The 17,785-nt window shown below is 65.9% G+C and carries 16 protein-coding genes and 1 tRNA gene; 8 read left to right on the top strand and 9 right to left on the bottom strand.

The genetic code is table 11. From position 1 onward, the window contains the following. Window positions 1–101: 101 nt before the first annotated feature. The 7 genes from hcaE (at window position 102) to M3A49_RS29360 (ending at window position 5,721) form a co-directional block, all read left to right on the top strand. A complete protein-coding gene (gene hcaE, locus M3A49_RS29390; RefSeq protein ID WP_266232141.1) occupies window positions 102–1,457 on the top strand; it encodes a 3-phenylpropionate/cinnamic acid dioxygenase subunit alpha in 1,356 nt (451 codons plus the stop codon). Beyond that, complete coding sequence (hcaF, locus tag M3A49_RS29385; RefSeq protein ID WP_266232140.1) at window positions 1,454–2,002, top strand: 3-phenylpropionate/cinnamic acid dioxygenase subunit beta; 549 nt, start codon at window positions 1,454–1,456, stop codon at window positions 2,000–2,002. Before hcaE ends, hcaF begins: the two co-directional genes overlap by 4 nt. Window positions 2,003–2,004: 2 nt before the next feature. Further along, window positions 2,005–2,325, top strand: a complete 321-nt coding sequence (hcaC, locus tag M3A49_RS29380; RefSeq protein ID WP_266232139.1) for a 3-phenylpropionate/cinnamic acid dioxygenase ferredoxin subunit — start codon at window positions 2,005–2,007, stop codon at window positions 2,323–2,325. After that, window positions 2,325–3,140 carry a 3-phenylpropionate-dihydrodiol/cinnamic acid-dihydrodiol dehydrogenase gene (gene hcaB, locus M3A49_RS29375; RefSeq protein ID WP_266232138.1) on the top strand — a complete coding sequence of 272 codons (816 nt, stop codon included), beginning with the start codon at window positions 2,325–2,327 and terminating at the stop codon, window positions 3,138–3,140. Before hcaC ends, hcaB begins: the two co-directional genes overlap by 1 nt. Before the next feature lie 13 nt (window positions 3,141–3,153). Further along, window positions 3,154–4,380, top strand: coding sequence for a 3-phenylpropionate/cinnamic acid dioxygenase ferredoxin--NAD(+) reductase subunit (hcaD, locus tag M3A49_RS29370; protein WP_266232137.1), 1,227 nt, complete (start codon window positions 3,154–3,156; stop codon window positions 4,378–4,380). An 88-nt stretch (window positions 4,381–4,468) separates the two neighbouring features. Then, window positions 4,469–4,545 (top strand) — tRNA-Val (locus M3A49_RS29365). A gap of 213 nt (window positions 4,546–4,758) precedes the next feature. After that, window positions 4,759–5,721 (top strand): TauD/TfdA dioxygenase family protein, encoded by a 963-nt coding sequence (locus M3A49_RS29360; protein WP_266232136.1) that lies wholly within the window; start codon window positions 4,759–4,761, stop codon window positions 5,719–5,721. A 28-nt stretch (window positions 5,722–5,749) separates the two neighbouring features. Here M3A49_RS29360 and M3A49_RS29355 read toward each other — a convergent pair whose 3' ends face one another. Both M3A49_RS29355 and M3A49_RS29350 read right to left on the bottom strand, forming a co-directional pair. Beyond that, the gene (locus tag M3A49_RS29355; protein ID WP_254358087.1) at window positions 5,750–6,997 is read right to left on the bottom strand and encodes a D-amino acid dehydrogenase; all 1,248 of its coding nucleotides are present in this window, start codon (window positions 6,995–6,997) and stop codon (window positions 5,750–5,752) included. 166 nt (window positions 6,998–7,163) lie between these two features. Then, window positions 7,164–8,795, bottom strand: a complete 1,632-nt coding sequence (locus M3A49_RS29350) for a methyl-accepting chemotaxis protein (protein ID WP_266232135.1) — start codon at window positions 8,793–8,795, stop codon at window positions 7,164–7,166. A gap of 330 nt (window positions 8,796–9,125) precedes the next feature. On the opposite strand from M3A49_RS29350, the gene M3A49_RS29345 reads away from it, so the two are divergent. Continuing rightward, entirely contained in the window at window positions 9,126–10,349 is a 1,224-nt protein-coding gene (locus tag M3A49_RS29345; protein WP_266232134.1) for a YeeE/YedE family protein, read from the top strand. 109 nt (window positions 10,350–10,458) lie between these two features. Here the strand turns inward: M3A49_RS29345 and M3A49_RS29340 are convergent, their stop codons facing one another. The 7 genes from M3A49_RS29340 to M3A49_RS29310 form a co-directional block, all read right to left on the bottom strand. Continuing rightward, window positions 10,459–11,046 carry a YSC84-related protein gene (locus M3A49_RS29340; protein ID WP_266232133.1) on the bottom strand — a complete coding sequence of 196 codons (588 nt, stop codon included), beginning with the start codon at window positions 11,044–11,046 and terminating at the stop codon, window positions 10,459–10,461. A 197-nt stretch (window positions 11,047–11,243) separates the two neighbouring features. Next, a complete protein-coding gene (locus tag M3A49_RS29335) occupies window positions 11,244–12,188 on the bottom strand; it encodes a DUF2950 domain-containing protein (protein WP_266232132.1) in 945 nt (314 codons plus the stop codon). A gap of 26 nt (window positions 12,189–12,214) precedes the next feature. Then, a complete protein-coding gene (locus M3A49_RS29330) occupies window positions 12,215–13,558 on the bottom strand; it encodes a DUF3300 domain-containing protein (RefSeq protein ID WP_266232131.1) in 1,344 nt (447 codons plus the stop codon). Window positions 13,559–13,784: 226 nt separating this feature from the next. Then, window positions 13,785–15,143 carry a TAXI family TRAP transporter solute-binding subunit gene (locus tag M3A49_RS29325; protein WP_266232130.1) on the bottom strand — a complete coding sequence of 453 codons (1,359 nt, stop codon included), beginning with the start codon at window positions 15,141–15,143 and terminating at the stop codon, window positions 13,785–13,787. A 127-nt stretch (window positions 15,144–15,270) separates the two neighbouring features. Continuing rightward, window positions 15,271–15,705, bottom strand: coding sequence for a MarR family winged helix-turn-helix transcriptional regulator (locus M3A49_RS29320; RefSeq protein WP_158760710.1), 435 nt, complete (start codon window positions 15,703–15,705; stop codon window positions 15,271–15,273). A gap of 50 nt (window positions 15,706–15,755) precedes the next feature. Then, on the bottom strand, window positions 15,756–16,940 hold the full coding sequence (locus M3A49_RS29315) for a thiolase family protein (protein ID WP_266232128.1): 1,185 nt from the start codon (window positions 16,938–16,940) through the stop codon (window positions 15,756–15,758). A 153-nt stretch (window positions 16,941–17,093) separates the two neighbouring features. Beyond that, complete coding sequence (locus tag M3A49_RS29310) at window positions 17,094–17,630, bottom strand: carboxymuconolactone decarboxylase family protein (protein WP_254358093.1); 537 nt, start codon at window positions 17,628–17,630, stop codon at window positions 17,094–17,096. Window positions 17,631–17,785: the final 155 nt, after the last annotated feature.

The raw sequence follows: 17,785 nt of genomic DNA, 5'->3' as shown, positions 1-17,785 counted from the left end.
TTAGTGGCAACAAACAAAATATTTCACAACGGCCAAGCGAGCAACGATCATCCGTCTGCGTTCTCCGCCAAAAGGGGAATGCTGCCACGGAGGAGACTCGCATGTCCGCAATCATCGACATCGATGCACTCGTAGACGCGCAAAATGGCCGCGTCACGTCGTCGATCTATACCGACCCCGACATTTACGCGCTCGAACTCGAGCGTATTTTCGGCCGCTGCTGGCTCTTTCTCGCCCACGTCAGTCAAATACCGAAAGCCGGCGACTTTTTCAATACCTACATGGGCGAAGACCCCATCGTCGTGGTGCGCCAGAAGGACGGCTCGATCAAGGCCTTCCTCAATCAGTGCCGCCATCGCTCGATGCGCGTGAGCCACGCCGATTGCGGCAACACGCGCGCGTTCACGTGCCCGTATCACGGCTGGTCGTACGGTGTGGACGGCGCGCTCATCGACGTGCCGCTCGAACCGCGCGCCTATCCGCAGGGCCTGTGCAAGGAGAAATGGGGCTTGCAGGAGGTCACGCGTGTGGCGGTGTACAAGGGCCTCGTGTTCGGCAACTGGGATGCAAGCGCGCCCGAGCTCGAAACCTATATGGGCGACATCGCCTGGTATCTGGACGGCGTGCTCGACCGCCGCGAAGGCGGAACCGAGATCGTGGGCGGCGTGCACAAGTGGGTGATCGACTGCAACTGGAAATTTCCAGCGGAGCAGTTCGCGAGCGATCAGTATCACGCGCTCTTCACGCATGCGTCCGCCATCGAAGTGCTCGGCGCGAAGGAAGGCGCAGCCGACAAGGCGCTGGGCACGGGTCAAACGGCGCGCCCGGTGTGGGAGACCGCGAAAGACGCGCTGCAGTATGGGCAGGCGGGCCATGGCAGCGGCTTCTTCTTCACCGAGCAGCCCGACGCGAACGTGTGGGTGGACGGCGAAGTCTCGCAGTACTTCCGCGACACCTATGCCGAAGCCGAAGCGCGCCTCGGCAAAGTGCGCGCGATGCGCCTCGCGGGCCACAACAACATGTTCCCGACGCTGTCGTGGCTCAACGGCACGGCCACGTTGCGTGTCTGGCATCCGCGCGGCCCCAACCAGGTGGAAGTGTGGGCGTTCTGTATCGCCGACAAGGCAGCGTCCGATGAAGTCAAGGCCGCCTTCGAGCGCAGCGCGACGCGCGCGTTCGGGCCAGCAGGCTTTCTCGAACAGGACGACTCGGAAAACTGGGCCGAAGTGCAGAAGGTGCTGCGCGGCAGCCGCGCGCGCAAAACGAAGCTTTGCCTCGAAATGGGTCTCGGCAACGAGCGCGTGCGCGAAGACGGCATACCTGGCATGACGAACTACATTTTCTCGGAGACGGCTGCGCGTGGCATGTACCGGCGCTGGGCAGACCTGCTGATTTCCGAAACGTGGGACGAGGTGAACGAACGTACCGCGCGCTACGAAGCGGAGGTGCTCAAATGAGCGAAGTCGCCGAACCGGTTTTCACGCCCGCGCGAGTGGGTCTCGAACTGCATCACGAAATCGAGCAATTCCTCTTCGAAGAGGCGGCGCTGCTCGACGGCTGGCGCTTTCGCGCATGGCTCGACCTCATGTCGAAGGACATTCGCTACACCATGCGCACGACCGTCAACGCGCAAACGCGCGACCGCCGGCGCGGCGTGCAGCCGCCCACCACGTGGATCTTCAACGACACGCATTTCCAGCTCGAACGCCGCGTGGCGCGCCTCGAAACCGGCATGGCGTGGGCAGAAGAACCGCCTTCGCGCACGCGCCATCTCGTGACGAACCTGCGGGCGTTCACCACCGAAACGCCCGGCGAATACGAGGCGCAGGTGAACTACGCGCTCTACCGCTCGCAGAAGGAACGCGACGAGACGTTCTACGTGGGCCGCCGCATCGACCGCGTGCGCCGCGTGGAGGGTGCGCCAGGCTGGCAGGTGTGCAACCGTGAGATCACGCTGGACCAGGCGGTGCTCACTTCCCATAACCTGAGTGTGCTTTTCTGATCATGGCCCGTATTTTTGTCTGCCAGGACGATGCGTTGTCCGATGGCGAAGCGATCAAGGTGGACGGCCCGTCCGCCGCGATCGCCGTATTCAAGGTGAACGGCGAACTGTTCGCGCTGAACGACCGCTGCTCGCACGGAAATGCTTCGATGTCCGAAGGGTATGTCGAAGACGATGGCACCGTCGAATGTCCGCTGCATGCCGCGCGTTTCTGTCTGAAGACAGGCACGGCGCTGTGCCAGCCTGCGACCGAAGCGCTCAAGACGTTCCCGGTCACGCGCGTTGACGGCGCAGTTTTTGTCGACGTAGCGGAGGCCGCGTAATGGGCTGGCTCGACAACGAAGTTGCGCTGATCACGGGCGGCGGCTCGGGACTCGGCCTCGCACTCGTCGAGCGCTTTCTCGACGAAGGCGCGCGCGTGACCGTGCTCGAACGCTCGGCAGGGAAAGTCGCGGCGCTGCAAGCGCGCTTCAGTGCGCAAAACGTCGTCGCCGTTCAGGGCGACGTGACCTCGTACGCCGACAACGAGCGCGCCGTGAGCGCCGCCGTCGATGCGTTCGGCAAGCTCGACGCCTTCATCGGCAACGCGGCGATCTGGGATCACGCTTCGAGCCTCGTCGATCTCTCGCCTGCGCAACTCGACAGCGGTTATGAAGAGCTTTTCTCGATCAACGTGAAGGGCTATCTGCTCGGCGCGAAAGCAGCGGCGCGCGCGCTCATCGCGAGCGAAGGCAGCATGATCTTCACGCTCTCGAACTCTTCGTTCTATCCGGGCGGCGGCGGCCCCTTGTACACGGCGAGCAAGCATGCGGCCGTGGGCATCGTCCGCCAGCTGGCCTATGAACTCGCGCCGAAGGTGCGCGTGAACGGCGTCGGCCCTTGCGGCATGGCGAGCGATTTGCGCGGCCCCGCTTCGCTCGGCCAGCAGGACCTGCGCATCATGGATTCGCGTTCGCCCGAAGCGATTGCGTGCATCCTGCCGCTGCAGTTCTTCCCGCAGCCTGCGGATTTCACCGGGCCTTACGTGATGCTCGCTTCGCGCGCGAACAATCGCGTGCTGAGCGGCGTGATGATCAATGCGGACGCCGGCCTCGGCATTCGCGGCATCCGTCACGCGGCGGGCGGCCTGCATCTGTAACGGGAAACGGATCATGAACGCTTCGACTTTCGTCATCGTCGGTGCGGGCCAGGCGGGCGCGCTCGCCGCCGCCGAATTGCGCCAGCAAGGCTATGCGGGGCGCGTCGTACTGATCGGCGAGGAAACGCACGCGCCTTATGAACGGCCGCCGCTTTCGAAGGACGTGCTGCTGCAACCGCAAACCGCGCGCTGCGCGATTCACGGCGAAGGCTACTACGCGGCGCAAAACATCGAGTTGAAGCTCGGCGTGGCCGTGACCGCGCTCGACGCACAGGCGCGGATCGTTACGCTGGCGAACGGAGAATCGATCGCTTTCGACGAACTGCTGCTCGCCACGGGCGCGCGCGTCCGGCGCTTGCCGATGCTCGACGCGCTCGGCGAGAGCGTCTACACGCTGCGCACGCTAGAGGACGCGCAACGCCTTCTGCCTGTGCTGCAACAAGGCAAACGCGTACTGCTGGTGGGCGCGGGCGTGATCGGTCTGGAACTCGCTTCGAGCGCGGTCGATCTCGGCGCGGAAGTCACCGTGATCGAACAGGCGCCGCGTGCGATGGCGCGTTGTGCTCCGCCGCTGCTCACCGAGCCTCTGTGCGATGTGCATCGCGCGCGGGGCGTGACGCTGCATCTGGGCTCACCGCTTGCGTCGGCCACGCGCGAAAACGGCGAACTCGTGCTGACGCTCGAAAACGGCACGCGCATTGCCGGCGACGCGGTGATCTACGGCATCGGCGTCGAACCCGAGACCTCGCTTGCACAGGCGGCGGGACTGCGCGTCGACAACGGCATCGTGATCGATGCACGGTGCCGCACCTCGCACGCGCACATCTACGCAGCCGGCGACGCCGCCAGCCAGTGGGACGAAGCAAGCGGCCGTCATCAGCGCCGCGAAACGTGGGAGAACGCGAACCGTCAGGCGCAGACGGCCGCGCGCGCGATGCTCGGCCTCGAACCCGAAGCCTGCGAAGCGGCCTGGTTCTGGACCGATCAATGCGGTCTCAACATCCAGTTCGCGGGCGACATGGCTGCGCCTGAATGGCTCACGCGAGGTTCGCTGGAAGCGCCGCCCTGCGTGCTGTTCGGCCTCGACGACGAAGGTGCGCTGGTTGGCGCGATCACCGTGAATCAGGGTCGCGACATGCGCAGCGCGAGGGCGTTGATCGGCAAACGCGCGCGCATCGCCCGCGAAACCCTCGCCGATCCTGCGCAAAACCTGCGCAATCTGGCGCGCGAGTTCGCGTAGAGGCACGCCCGAAAAACACGGCGTTTCGGCCGATTCGAGAAAAGCGCTTGCAAGCGCGCGCGAGTGTCTCTATAATTCGCGCCTCGACAGGCTCGTAGCTCAGTTGGTTAGAGCACCACCTTGACATGGTGGGGGTCGTTGGTTCGAATCCAATCGAGCCTACCAACGAACATGCAGTAAAGAAGCCGTACCTTGCAGCATCTTGTGAATGACGCATTCCCTCGCGGGTCTGCGTCATTTTCTTTTGGTGCGTGCTAATCACGCGCGCAGCTATCCATAGCGCGCCACCGCGCGCATAGCTTCGCAGAAATCGTCAGTTCTTCTCGCGGCGCAAGCCTGCTTGAATGGGCGTTCCACGTCCAGCCGAGGAGACTTTCGATGTCCGACGTTCACACGCAGCGCCCCGCCGTTTCCGTTCCGTCCGCACATTTGCATGCCGGCACAAAGCAACACGCCGATATCGCACTCGACCTCCATCAGGTCGCGGGCCGCATTGGCGCGCGCATCGACGGTGTGCGCCTTCACGCCGATCTCGACAGCGCCACGTTCGACGCGATCAACGCCGCCCTGCTGCGTCACAAAGTGCTGTTCTTCCGTGGCCAGCAGCATCTCGACGATACCGCACAGGAAGCCTTCGCGCGGCGCTTCGGCGAAACGGTCGCGCACCCCACGGTGCCCTCGGTGGAAGGCGGCAGCCTGCTGGAACTCGATTCGCTGCACGGCGCGCGCGCCAACTCGTGGCACACCGACGTCACCTTCGTCGACGCCTACCCGAAAGTCTCGATCCTGCGCGCCGTGGTGATACCGCCGTTTGGCGGCGACACGGTGTGGGCCAATACGGCCGCCGCGTACGCGCAACTGCCCGAGCCGCTGCGCGCGCTCGCCGACACGCTCTGGGCACTCCACACCAACGCCTACGACTACGCGTCCACGCATACGAACGCGGACAGCGCGCAGCTCAAGCGTTACCGCGAAGTCTTCACGTCGAAGCTCTACGAAACCGAACATCCCGTGGTACGCGTGCATCCGGAAACGGGCGAGCGCACGCTCGTGCTCGGCCACTTCGTGCAGCGGCTCAAGGGTCTATCGTCTTTCGATTCGGCGCACCTGCTGCAGGTGTTCCACGAGCATGTCACGCGGCTCGAAAACACAGTGCGCTGGAACTGGCAGGAAGGCGACGTCGCGATCTGGGACAACCGCGCCACGCAGCACTACGCGCTCAACGACTACGGCGACGCGCGACGCATCGTCCGGCGCGCGACCGTGCGCGGCGAAGTGCCGGTGAGCATCGACGGACGCACGAGCGTGGTCGTGCGCGAGGAAGGCGCGACGCTGCAGTAACGCCTCGTTGATAAATCAGTGAGCGAGGTCAGCGGCCCGGCGCGAAGGCGTCGCCGTTGATCGGCAACTCGCGCGCCGCCAGCAGATCGGCGAGCAGTTGCGCGCTGCCTGGCGCGAGCGTGAAGCCGAGCGCGCCGTGCCCCGTGTTGAGCCACAGGTTGCGAAAGTGCGTGGCTCCAATCACAGGCTTGCTGTCCGGCGTGGCGGGACGCATGCCGGTCCACGTCTGAATGGCTTCGTAGTCGCCGGCGTCGGGGAAGGTTTCGCGCGCCTGGCGCGTGAGCAGCGCGATGCGGGCATCGTCGGCGTGCGGGTTCATGCCCGTGAGATCGACCATGCCCGCAATGCGCAGGCGCTCGCCGAGCGGGGCATAGACGACCTTGTGATGCGCATCCGTGACCGAGACGCGCGGCGCGCCCTGCGCATTCGCGTTGGGGAGCGTGAGGCTGTAGCCCTTGAGCGGATACACGGGCACGTGCACGCCGAGCGAGGCGAGCATCGGCTGGCTCTGGAAACCGAGGCACACCACGAAGGCGTCGGCTTCGATGTCGCCCCGCGAGGTCTGCGCGGCGAGCACCCGCGGCCCTTTCGTTCGCAGTCCGGAAAACTCGGTGTCAAGTTGCAGAGTCACGCCGTCGCGCTGCGCCGCGCGTGCGAGGCCGCGCGTGAACTGATCGCAGTCGGCGGCCTCTTCGCCAGGCGTGTGAATGCCGCCCACGATCCCTGCGCCGATATGCGCGAGCGCAGGTTCGAGCGCGACGCACGCCGCGCCGTCGAGCGCGTGCTGCACGCAGCCCAGGTTCGCCTGGTATTGCGCCTGCCGGCGTGCGCCCGCAAAACCTTCCTCGTCGCGATACACCACGAGCTTGCCGTTGCGCACGTAGTCGAATGAAAGCGCTTCGCGCTCGACCACCTCGTGCATGAGACGCTGGCTCAAAAAGCCGAGGCCGAGCAGTTCGGCCGTGGTCGCGCGGCTGCGTGCGCGCGTGCACGCACGCAGGAATGCGGCGCACCAGCGCCATTGGTGCGGATCGAGCCGCGGCACGAAACGCAGCGCGGCGTCGCGCGAGAAGAGCCATTGCGGCAGCTTGGGCAGCACGGAGGGGTCCGCGAGCGGCGCGACGTAGCTGTAGCTGAGCTGGCCGCCATTGGCGTGGCTCGTTTCGCGCGCCACGTCGGCATGGCGTTCGACGAGCGTGACCTCGTGTCCATCGCGTGCGAGCGCGTACGCCGTGCTCACGCCAATCACCCCACCGCCCAAAACACAAACTCGCATGATCCGTTGTTCTCTTTCGCTGACGGCCAAACCCTGACGGCCTATGCCGCCAGTCTCGCCGGGAACGATGGGGAACTCAATTGCGAATTGCGCGCGGGGTATAACCTCAGGTTAAAACCGCCGAAAGTTGTCCTTGCAACAGCAAGGACAACCCGCAATGGCTGGCTCAGGCCAGCGCCCGCGCCCCCCCGCGGCCTGCGCGCGTGTCCGCCGCAGCGGCATGCGCCGGGCGCGCACCTGCCTGCCCCGCGCCACCCAGGTTGAACACCGCTACGGCCTCGCGCAGCAAATCGGCCTGCGATTCGAGCGACTGCGCGGCCGCCGCCGCCTCCTCCACGAGCGCCGCATTGCGCTGCGTGACCTCGTCGATCTGCGCAATCGCGCGGTTCACCTGCTCGATGCCATCGCTCTGCTCGTGCGTCGCGGTCTCGATCTCGGTCATGATCCTGCTCACGCGCGCCACCGCACTGCGCGCCTCGTCCATGGTGCGGCGCGCGTCTTCCACGAGGCGCGCGCCCGCACTGACAGTCGCCGCCGAGGCCGCGATCAGCTCCTTGATCTCCTTGGCCGCCGTGCCGGAGCGCTGCGCGAGACTGCGCACCTCGCTCGCCACGACCGCGAAGCCGCGGCCCTGCTCGCCCGCGCGCGCCGCCTCCACCGCCGCATTGAGCGCGAGGATGTTGGTCTGGAACGCAATGCCCTCGATGATGCCGGTGATCTCCTCCACCTTCTGCGACGAGGCCGTGATGTCGCTCATCGTCGCGTTCACGCGGGCCACCACGTCGGCGCCGCGCGTGACCGTTTCGAGCGCGCTCTGGGCGAGCCCGCTCGCCTCCTTCGCGCCGTCCGTGTTCTGGCGCACCGCCGCCGAAAGCTCCTCGATGCTCGCCGCCGTTTCTTCTAGCGCCGCCGCCTGCTGCGCGGTGCGGTCCGAGAGATCGACGTTGCCCGACGCGATCTGCTTCGCGCCCTGCGTGATTTCGTGCGTGCTGCCGCGCACGCGCGAGACGGTGCCCACGAGGCCGTCGCGCATGGTCTGCAGCGCGCCCAGCAGTTGGCCCATTTCGTTCTTCGAGCGCACCCGCACGTCCACCGTGAGGTCGCCCGCGGCGATGCGCTCGAAATGGCGAATCGCATGGTTCACCGGCTTGACTACGGCGGCGGCGAGCCCCACGCGCGCGAACACGCCAATCGCCACGCCCACCACGCCGATCAGACCGAACACGATGAGCGAAAGGCGAAAGCGCTGCGCGGCGGTGTCGGCGTCCTGCTGCTGGCGCGCGGCCTGCCAGCTCTCGAGCGCGTCGATCGCCTTCGCGTAGGCGCCGTAGTAGCGGTCGGCGGTTTCGCCCTGGATCGTGCGGAAGGTGTTGAAATCGTTGTCGACGAGCGACTTGTACTCGGGCTCGAGCGCCTGCGAGACGAGCGCCTCGCGCGCACTGCTTACGCCCTGGGCGAGGCGCGCCTCTTCGGGGTCGTCGAACGGACCGGCGCTGTAGAGCGCGAACTCCTTGTTCGAATTCACGAGCACCTGGTGCGCCTTGTCGAGCAAGCCGTCCGTGGCCTTGCCGACGCTGAAGAGCGTCTCGTAGCCGCCAAGCGCGAGGCGCACCTGGAGCAGGCGTTCCGAACTGGTCTTGAGGGCGTCGAGCGACTGCGCGCTGCGCTGGGCGTCGTGCAGGCTGTCGTTGGTGATCTTGAGCGCGCCATACGACACGCCGATCACCGTCAGCAGAAACGCGACGAAGATACCGATGACGAGCGTTAGCCCGCGGCGAATGGTGATGTTTCCCAGCATGAGGTCTCCGTTGCGTTTTTTATCTTCCAGCCAGTGCGAATCCGCGCGGCCCGACGCGCCTTCGCACCTCGTCTCGCGTAACGGCACACTGCGCGCGGCGCTAAATAGGGGAAATCCATGATGACCGCAGGGCTACGCGAGGGTTAGCGCCGGTTCGTCCCACTGTCTGGGAAAGCGCCGTCTGGACGGGGTTTGCGGCGATTTCTCATGGCCCCGCGCGAGTCGCGAAAAGCCGGCCCGGGGGCTCGGCCAGACCGATTTGCGATTCGTGCTATCGTTTTGCTTTCGCCGATTGTTTTTCCTGGCGGTCTTCCAGGCTGCCCCGCTCCCATGTCCGACCTCTCCACGCCGTTCGCGCGCGCGCCGCGCCGACTTGATTCCATTAATCCCAGGCCGCTAGGCATCGCGCTGTTGCTCGTCGCGCTCGGTGCGGTGTATCTCGCGCAGACCGTGAGCGGACGTCAGGCGGCGCTCTACGTGGTCGGCGCGCTGCTCGGTATGACGCTCTATCACGCGGCGTTCGGCTTCACCTCGGCGTGGCGCGTATTCATCGCCGACGGGCGCGGCGCCGGCCTGCGCGCGCAGATGGTCATGCTTGCGATCGGCGTGCTGCTGTTCTTCCCCGCCCTCGCGGCAGGTTCGCTGTTCGGCCATCCGGTCACGGGACTCGTTTCGCCTGCGGGCACGTCGGTCATCGTCGGCGCGTTCATGTTCGGCGTGGGCATGCAGTTGGGCGGCGGCTGCGCCTCGGGCACGCTCTATACCGTCGGTGGCGGCAGCACCCGCATGGTCGTGACGCTCATCGCCTTTATCGTGGGCTCCGTGGTCGCCACGGCGCACATGCCGTTCTGGACGTCGATGCCGCAATTGAAGCCGTTCTCGTTCGTGAACGCGCTCGGCGCCGCGCCCGCCATTGCGCTCAACCTCGTGGTGTTCGCGCTCATCGCCGCGCTCACCGTGGTCGTCGAGAAGCGCCGCCACGGCCGCCTCGTCAACGAGGCGCGCGCGCCGCACACCTCGCCGTGGCTGTATGGCCCGTGGCCACTGCTCGCTGGCGCGGTGGCGCTCGCGATCCTGAATTTCGCGACGCTCGCGCTCTCAGGCCGGCCCTGGGGCGTGACCTCGGCGTTCGCGCTGTGGGGCGCGAAAGGCTTCGCACCGCTTGGCATCGACGTGGCGAGCTGGAAGTACTGGATGGCCGGCCCGAACGCCGCCGCGCTCGCCGCGCCGGCGAGCCACGACGTCACCACGGTCATGGACATCGGCATCGTGTTTGGCGCCATGGCCGCGGCCTCGCTCGCGGGCCGCTACGCGCCGGTGTGGCGCATTCCGCTGCGCTCGCTCGTGGCGGCCCTGATCGGCGGGCTGCTGCTCGGCTATGGCGCGCGCCTCGCTTACGGCTGCAATATCGGCGCGTATTTCAGCGGCATCGTCTCAGGCAGCCTGCACGGCTGGCTCTGGCTCGTGTGCGCGTTCGCCGGCAATGTGCTCGGCACGAAGCTGCGCCCGTTGTTCGGCCTCGAAGTCGAGCGTGTGAAGAATACGGGCTGCTGAGGCCGTACGCGGCACCACCGGTTCGGGCCGCGCAGAAATGACGAAGGGCAAGGCTTGATCGCCTTGCCCTTTTTACATGATCCGGCGCTTTTTACCGGAGCGCGCCTTATCAGATGTTCAGACGCGTGACCTTGGTGCCCGCCAGCGAGACGTCGGCCATCAAGCCCGCGTTGGTCAGCACGAAGACTTCCACCGGGTGCGTGGCCGTGTTGGTGTCGACAACGCCGTTCGCGCCCACGGTCACGAGCGCGACCGAGGCGTCGGCGCCCGCCGCCCAGCCGTCCGTCGCGCGGAATTTGTCGAGCGAGTCCTGCGTCATGAAGGCGAAGATGAGCGCCTTCGACTGCGCGCCGGCCTGCAGGCCCAACGAGCCCGACACGGTGCTGTAGTAGCCGACCGAAGCGCCGCCCACGCGCAACGCGCCCTCGCCATACTGCGCGCCGACGATGAAGCCGGCCTGCAGCACTTCGGGGAACACCAGCACGCCGCGCGACTTCGCGAGCAGCTCATGCGAGCCTTTCACGGTCGAAAACAGCCGCGAGAGGGTGCCGTCCACGGACGCGTCGATCGACTGCCGCTTGGACATATTCTGCGACGCCGTGGAATTCGAATTCGTCGTGGTGGTGCAGCCCGCGAGCGTGAGACCGCCCGAGGCAAGGGTCACCGCCGCCGTTAGCATGAAGTTGCGTCGTTGCATTTGGTTATCTCCACACGAATGAGAGTGCGGGGAAGATTGAGCAAGCCACATGCCCGACCTCTCCGCTTCCGTTGGCCAAAGCCCGCATCGGGCGACAGCCACGTCGCCGTGGCTTGATTGTGCCCGAATTCAGTGTGAAGCGTCCGTCAGAGAGCGACATCAGCAGTCATGCCGTCCGACGGACGGCGGATCGCCGATCAGGGTTTGGTGGCCTGCCAGGACGAGTCGGGATCGAATGCCTTGATCGCCGCTGCCGTGTGCGCGCCGTTGGGCCCGAGGTTCTTCTGATAAAGCTGGCCGTCCTGATTGATGATGAAGCTCATCACACCGGTCTTGCCGTATTGCGCCGGCCAGGCCACGAGCGCAAAACCGCCGCTTAGGTCCCCGCTCTCGAGATAGCTGCGCGCACCACCGCTGGCATGCGGCCCCTGCGCGGTGAGAACGCGGAAGTGATAGCCGTGATACCCCTCGGTCGGCGTGATCTTCGCGTTGCCCGGCATGGCTGCCGCGAGCGGTCCGAGCGGACTTTCGGTCTCGCCCGGCTCGACCGGCCAGTACAAACCGTCGTGCGTGCCCGGCGTGCTTACGAGGCGCTGCGCATAGTGCTGCGTGAGCTTGCGATAGTCGTTCTGCGCGTCGACGTAGGCGAGCGAGGTGAGCATGGCAGCACGCTCGTTGCGGCCAATGCGGCGCGTGAGAATTTCGCTCGCGCCTTCACGCGGGTCGAAATGCCAGCCCTTGCCCGACTGCACGATGGGGATGGGCAGCGTCCAGCCGCTATCGCCCACCTCGACGTGAGCGCTGGCCTTGCCGGCAACTGGCGTGGCGTCGGGGACGACGCGATGACCCTTCGCCCAGGCGCCAAGGTAGTCGTCGATATCGTCCTGGCCGATGTTTTGCGTCGGGATGAACGCGGTGAAATCGTTGCCGAGCACATGCTTCATGGCGCCCTGGTCGTTGGTCGCGAGTGCGTCGGTGAATGCGTTCGCGGCGGCTTCGGGCGTGGCGAAGACGGCTTGCGCGTAGACGGTGGCACCGCCGAACTGGGCCGGCAGCAGCGCGGGCGCGCCAAAGAGCACGAGTGCCGTAGCGAGCGCGAGTGCGTAGTCGTGCGGCAGGCGGCGTGCGGAAATGCGGATCATTTTTAGACTCCTCATGATATTCAACGTTATCGACGGCCGATGTGACGTCCGCCACCCCCGCCGCCACCGCCGAACCCGCCGCCGCCACCACCATGGAAGCCGCCTCCGCCTCCGCCACCGCCGCCGTTGGCGCTGCCACGGGTCTGGAACGCTGCGCGGCTTTGCTGGCCGCGTTGTTGTTCGAGGCGCGCATTGGCGCCGTCGCCCGCGCCGCGTAACGCGTTGTCGCGATTCGTGCTCTGCGCCCGGTTGTTGAGATCGTTCCCGCGGTTTGCGTTTTGCGCGCCGTTTTGCGCGCGATTGTTGAGCTCGTTGCCGCGATTGCCGTTCGGCCCGTTGCCGCCGTTGGCATTCGGCCGCCCGCCTTCCTGGATGCCCTGGAGTCTCTGCTGGGCATTGCCGCTCATGTTCTGGCCAGTGCGATTCTGCAGGGTCTGCATGGCCTGCGTGCGCGACTGGTCGTAGCCCCGGTACTGGTTGCGCTGGCCGTTCAGGTTCGCGTTGTTGTAGTTCTGGCGGCGCTCGACATTGGCGTTGCGATTCCAGTTCGCCGTGCCGTTGGCCGAGTTGATGCGGTTGTTGACGTTGATGTTGTTGTAGCGATTGACGTTGATGTTCACGTCATGGTTGTTCCAGTTGAAGCCGCCCCACAACGAGTTCGCGACCGCGATGCCCGCGCCGAACGCGAGCCCGCCGACGAAACCCGACGCAATGGCGTAACCCGGAGGCGGCGGCATGTACACGGGCGGATAGGCCGGATACGGCCACACGCCATAAACCACCGTGGGGTTATAGGTCGGCACGTACACCACCTGCGGATTCGCAGGCTCGATTACGATGGTCTGCGTAGTCGAGGTGCTCGAGGCCGGCTGGACCACGACCTTCTGCTGCTCGTTGGACTTGAGGTTGCCCGCCTTCTGCGCCTGCACGCGCAGGCGCTGCACCGAGTCCATCACGTCGTTGGGCTGCGCGAGAAACGCGTTGCCGATCTGCTGGACCCAGTCGGGCTTCGAAGCCATGGTTTCGAGCACCTGCGGGAACGCCACGAGCGACTGCACGCTCGGGTCCCACGGCTGGGAGGCCACTGCCTTCACGGCGTCGTCGCCCTTGAGGTTCGGGTTGGACTTCGTCCACGCGGCAGCGGCGGACACGTCTTGCGGGAACGTGGCGGCCATGAGCACCTGCGCGAGCAACGCGTCGGGATAGAGCGCGATGGGCGCGGTGAGCGAATCGAGCTGCTGGTTCGAGAGATGCGCTGCGTTCTGCGCAAGCGCGGCAGTGGGCCCAAGCGGCCCCACGAAGAGCGGCGCGCCCGCAAGTGTGGCACACACGAGCCAGGCAAGGCGCTGGCTTGCACCGGATGTTTTCACGTTATGGTCCTCCCGGTTACAAACAATGGTTCTGATACGCGCAGGGATCGAACATTCGCAAACCTCAAGCGATCCTCACCGTCTCGAAGCCGCGACGGCGTGGCTACAAAAAATAAAGGGACGAGACTCGCAGTGTCAACCGAAGAAGTGTTGCAACACTGCGATTAAGCGACGTGCATCAACGAGACGGAAACTACGTTGAGCGTAACAATATCGTGAATACGAATTAGACCGCGCTGGAGTGCGATTGCGACTCGCCGGCATTCAAGTGCATACGCACGAAACCCACGTGTTCGCGCAACACGTAAAACGCATCGGCGAACGCGAGCGGCATGCGCAGGGTATTGAGCGAGCGCTCGATCTCGTCGAGTTCTTCGACCAGCGCGCGCCGCTGTTCTTCGTTCGTATGCTTGAGCGCGTCGCGCTCGATGGCGATGAGCGCGCCGTAATAGCGATAAATGCGCGAGCGCACGCGCCAGCGATACAGCGCCGGTATCGTGCGCAACGCGGGAATCACGAGCACGGCCAGAGGCAGCAGCAGCACGAGCAGGCGGTCCGTCACGCTCGCAAGCCAGAACGGCAGCGCGCGATAGAGAAAACTCTTGCCCGACTTGTAGTAGCGCGTGGCGTCCTCGCTCACGCGAAAGTCGTGCACCGCCGGGCTCGGAAACTGGCCCTCGCGCTGCAGGAGTCCGGGCGCGCCGTTCACCTCGCCCGCCGCTTCGATGAGCAGATCGGAGAGCGCGGGGTGCAGCGTATCGCGCGCGACGAGTTCGACGGTCGGGCCGATCAGGTGCACCGTTTCGCGTGGCTGGCGCCTGCGCAGATCGAGCACGCCCGGCGGCAGGTCGACGTTCTCCAGATACGGAAAGAGCCGCGTATAGGCGGCCGCTTCGTCGAAGCTCATGACCGAGATGCCGGGGATGTCGAGCAAACGCAGCATGAGCCCACGCGTGGTCGAGTCGCCGCTCAGCATCGCCGCCTCGACGCGGCCGGAGACGAGCGCCGTGGCCGCGTCCATGCCGTCGAGCGGCAGGAAAGTGGAGTCGCCGCCGGGGTCGATGCCGTTCGCGGAGAGCAGCTTGAGCGCAAGCTCGCGCGTGCCGCTGCCCACGCGGCCAATGGCGATGCGCTTGCCGTCGAGTTCGGTGAGCCGCGTGAGGCCCGAGCCGCGATAGAAAACGACGATGGGCAAATAGGCCACGCTGCCGAGCGACATGAGCGAGCGTGTGTCTTCGCCGTCGGCGACGCCGCCCTGCACGAATGCGAGGTCCACACGTTGCTTCGGATCGAGCAGGCGCTGCAGGTTCTGCACCGAGCCGTCCGATTCGAGGATTTTGAGCTTCACGCCGTTGCGCGCGAGGATCGTGCGGTAGGCTTGCGCCATCTGCATGAAGGAGCTGTCGGCGGGGCCCGCGCTGATCGTGATCGTGTGCGGCGGCGCCGGGTCGACTAGCCAGAAGACAAGACCGACCACCACCGCGCAGAACAGGGCCACGGGCAGCGTGGTCAACGCGATATCGCGCCAGGCTGGATGCGCGTGGTCACGCAAAAAATTGGGCGGCGGCGGTCGATATCGTCTCATGAGAACCCGGCGGCAGAGCGTCAGACTCCTGGAATTCTCATGATGCCATTTTCGCGCCAGATCTGATCGCCGGCGTGGCCGCCTTACCCGGAGAGCTTACGAAATGTGTGTTTGCGTAAGTGTCGCGTCAGCCCGCGGCGGCCTTCGTCAGGGCAAACAGCTCGGTGCGCAGCGCCTTCGCGCGGTCGCGCTTCATGTGCTGCTCGAACTCGGCCTGCGCGTCGAGCCATAACGCATGCGCCTTGTCGTAGCGGCGCAAGCCCGCGGCCGAGAGCCGGTAGACCAGCGTACGCGTGTCGTGTTCGGCCGCCGCCGTGAGCACGAGGCCGTCGCGCTGCAACGGCTTGAGCGCCCGCACGAGCGTCGTGCGGTCCATCACGAGGTCGTCGGAGAGTTCGGCGGCCGTGGCGTCGGGCCGGCCCGCGAGGCGAGAGAGGATGGTGAACTGCGCGGCCGTCACGTCGGCCTGCGAGAGGTGCCGCTCGTACAACTGCGTGACGAAACGCGCGGCCTGCCGCAGCGCAAAACAGTTGCATTCCTCGCGTGTGATCCGCTTCGTCATCGTATTCCCCGCCTGTATCCCAGTCCAATTCGCCTCACGTAGCCCGGCCATCATACTTTCTCGAGCGCGAGCGCGATACCCTGGCCACCGCCGATGCAAAGCGTCACGACGCCGCGACGCAGCCCGTCGCGCTGCATCGACCATGCGAGGCGCGTGGTGAGAATCGCGCCCGTCGCGCCGATGGGGTGGCCATGCGCGATCGCGCCGCCTTCCACGTTCACGATGTCCTCGGGAATGCCAAGTTGCTTTATGACCGCGAGCGGCACTGCCGCGAATGCCTCGTTGATCTCGAAGCGCTCGACGTCGGCCAGCGACCAGCCGGCGCGCCCCAGCGCGAGTTGCACGGCGGGCACGGGGCCAAGGCCGAACAGGCCCGGCTCCACCGCCGCGACGCCCCACGCCACGAGCTTGACCATCGGCGAGAGCCCCTCGGCTTCGGCGAAGCCGCGCTCCGCCACGAGCATGGCGCTCGCCGCGCTGTTCAGGCCGGGCGCGTTGCCCGCCGTGATCGTGCCGTCCGGGCGAAACGCGGGACGCAGTTTCGCGAGCCCTTCGAGCGTCGTCTCGGGACGCGGCGCCTCGTCGGTATCGATGCGCTCCATGCCCTTCTTGCCCTTCACTTCCACCGCGACGATTTCTTCCCTGAAGCGTCCCGCCGCTTGGGCGGCAGCAAAGCGCTGCTGCGAACGCGCGGCCCAGTTGTCCTGCTCTGCGCGCGTGAGCGCGGCCCGCGTCACGAGGTCTTCCGTATGCCAGCCCGAATGCTGGCCCGAAAACGCATCGACGAGGCCGTCGCGCAGCATGCTGTCGTGAATCTCGGCGTTGCCCATGCGATAGCCCCAGCGGCCGCCGTCCAGCAAATACGGCGCGCGGTCCATGTTCTCCATGCCGCCCGCGAGCGCGACGTCGGCAAGACCCAGCATCACCTCCTGCGCGGCGCTCGCAACAGCTTGCGCGCCGGAGCCGCATACGCGATTCACCGTGAGCGCGGGCACCTGAACCGGCACGCCGCCGCCAAGCTCGGCCTGCCGCGCGGGATTCATCTTGTTGCCTGCCTGGATCACGTTGCCGAGCACCACGGAGCCGAGCCGCGCCGGGTCGAGCTTCGCGCGCGCGAGCGTTTCGCGCACCGCCGCCGCGCCTAGCTCCGTAGCCGGCACGCCCTTGAACGCACCGTTGAATCCGCCAATTGCCGTACGCACCGGCTGGCACAAAACGATCTCGCGTGTACTCATGGTCGACTCTCCTTTCATATGCGCCGTTCCATCTACATTCTATGTATGCGTATGCACACTTTCAAACGCTTTTGTGGAACAAGCACTCGCGTGCGCTGGCACGATTGATGTCGTGTCCAGCGCACGCGGGGTGGTAAAACCGTTGCCGCTACGTTACGGTGCGGCCGGGAAATCCAGCGTCGTATCGTTGATGCGGTTCACGAGGTTCGTGAACGTAATCGACGTCACGGCGAGCGCAATTTCCACGATCTGGCGCTCGGTATAACCGGCTTCGCGAATCGCGCTTACTTCCGCTTCAAGCAGCGTGCCGTGCGTGGTCACCAGCACGCGGACGAAGTGCACGAGCGCGTCGCGCTTTGCGTCGCCGGTCGCTTCGCCTGCGCGGACCGCCTTCATCGTTTCCGGCGCGAGCCCGGCGAACTTGCCCGCCAGCGTGTGCGCGGCGAGACAGTAATCACAACCCGCCACTTCGCTCACCGCGAGCTTGATCGCTTCGATATCGGGCTTCGACAGCGTGCCGGCCGAAATCACGGCCTCCATGTTGAGCAGCGCGCCCAGCGCTTCGGGGCTATGCGTGCCGATGGTGGCGTAGGCGTTGGGCACCTTGCCTACGGCCTTGCGGATCTTTGCAAAGATTTCAGCGGCGGCGCCGGTGGCGGCTTCAGGCTTGATGGCGGAAAGACGGGACATGTTTTGCTCCTTTAACGTTGCATGGTCGCGAGCGGGTGTCGGTGTCGGTGTCGCGCTGCCATCGTCGATGGCATGGATGCAGTCTAGTCGCGCACCGTCGCGCTTTTAATGCCAGAATGGCGCGACTTCATGCTCAATCGTCTCACTCGCCCACC

It is taken from the genome of Paraburkholderia sp. CNPSo 3076, assembly GCF_026343935.1.
Lineage (GTDB): Bacteria > Pseudomonadota > Gammaproteobacteria > Burkholderiales > Burkholderiaceae > Paraburkholderia > Paraburkholderia nodosa.
This window is presented reverse-complemented; position numbering and strand designations above follow the sequence as displayed.

Coding starts and splice junctions, on each gene's coding strand:
- M3A49_RS29325 (WP_266232130.1), bottom strand. CDS start 15,143: ATGAGACGATATCGACCGCCGCCGCCCAATTTTTTGCGTGACCACGCG.
- M3A49_RS29340 (WP_266232133.1), bottom strand. CDS start 11,046: ATGCAACGACGCAACTTCATGCTAACGGCGGCGGTGACCCTTGCCTCG.
- M3A49_RS29345 (WP_266232134.1), top strand. CDS start 9,126: ATGTCCGACCTCTCCACGCCGTTCGCGCGCGCGCCGCGCCGACTTGAT.
- hcaF (WP_266232140.1), top strand. CDS start 1,454: ATGAGCGAAGTCGCCGAACCGGTTTTCACGCCCGCGCGAGTGGGTCTC.
- hcaC (WP_266232139.1), top strand. CDS start 2,005: ATGGCCCGTATTTTTGTCTGCCAGGACGATGCGTTGTCCGATGGCGAA.
- M3A49_RS29355 (WP_254358087.1), bottom strand. CDS start 6,997: ATGCGAGTTTGTGTTTTGGGCGGTGGGGTGATTGGCGTGAGCACGGCG.
- M3A49_RS29335 (WP_266232132.1), bottom strand. CDS start 12,188: ATGATCCGCATTTCCGCACGCCGCCTGCCGCACGACTACGCACTCGCG.
- M3A49_RS29360 (WP_266232136.1), top strand. CDS start 4,759: ATGTCCGACGTTCACACGCAGCGCCCCGCCGTTTCCGTTCCGTCCGCA.
- hcaB (WP_266232138.1), top strand. CDS start 2,325: ATGGGCTGGCTCGACAACGAAGTTGCGCTGATCACGGGCGGCGGCTCG.
- M3A49_RS29320 (WP_158760710.1), bottom strand. CDS start 15,705: ATGACGAAGCGGATCACACGCGAGGAATGCAACTGTTTTGCGCTGCGG.
- M3A49_RS29310 (WP_254358093.1), bottom strand. CDS start 17,630: ATGTCCCGTCTTTCCGCCATCAAGCCTGAAGCCGCCACCGGCGCCGCC.
- M3A49_RS29350 (WP_266232135.1), bottom strand. CDS start 8,795: ATGCTGGGAAACATCACCATTCGCCGCGGGCTAACGCTCGTCATCGGT.
- hcaE (WP_266232141.1), top strand. CDS start 102: ATGTCCGCAATCATCGACATCGATGCACTCGTAGACGCGCAAAATGGC.
- M3A49_RS29315 (WP_266232128.1), bottom strand. CDS start 16,940: ATGAGTACACGCGAGATCGTTTTGTGCCAGCCGGTGCGTACGGCAATT.
- hcaD (WP_266232137.1), top strand. CDS start 3,154: ATGAACGCTTCGACTTTCGTCATCGTCGGTGCGGGCCAGGCGGGCGCG.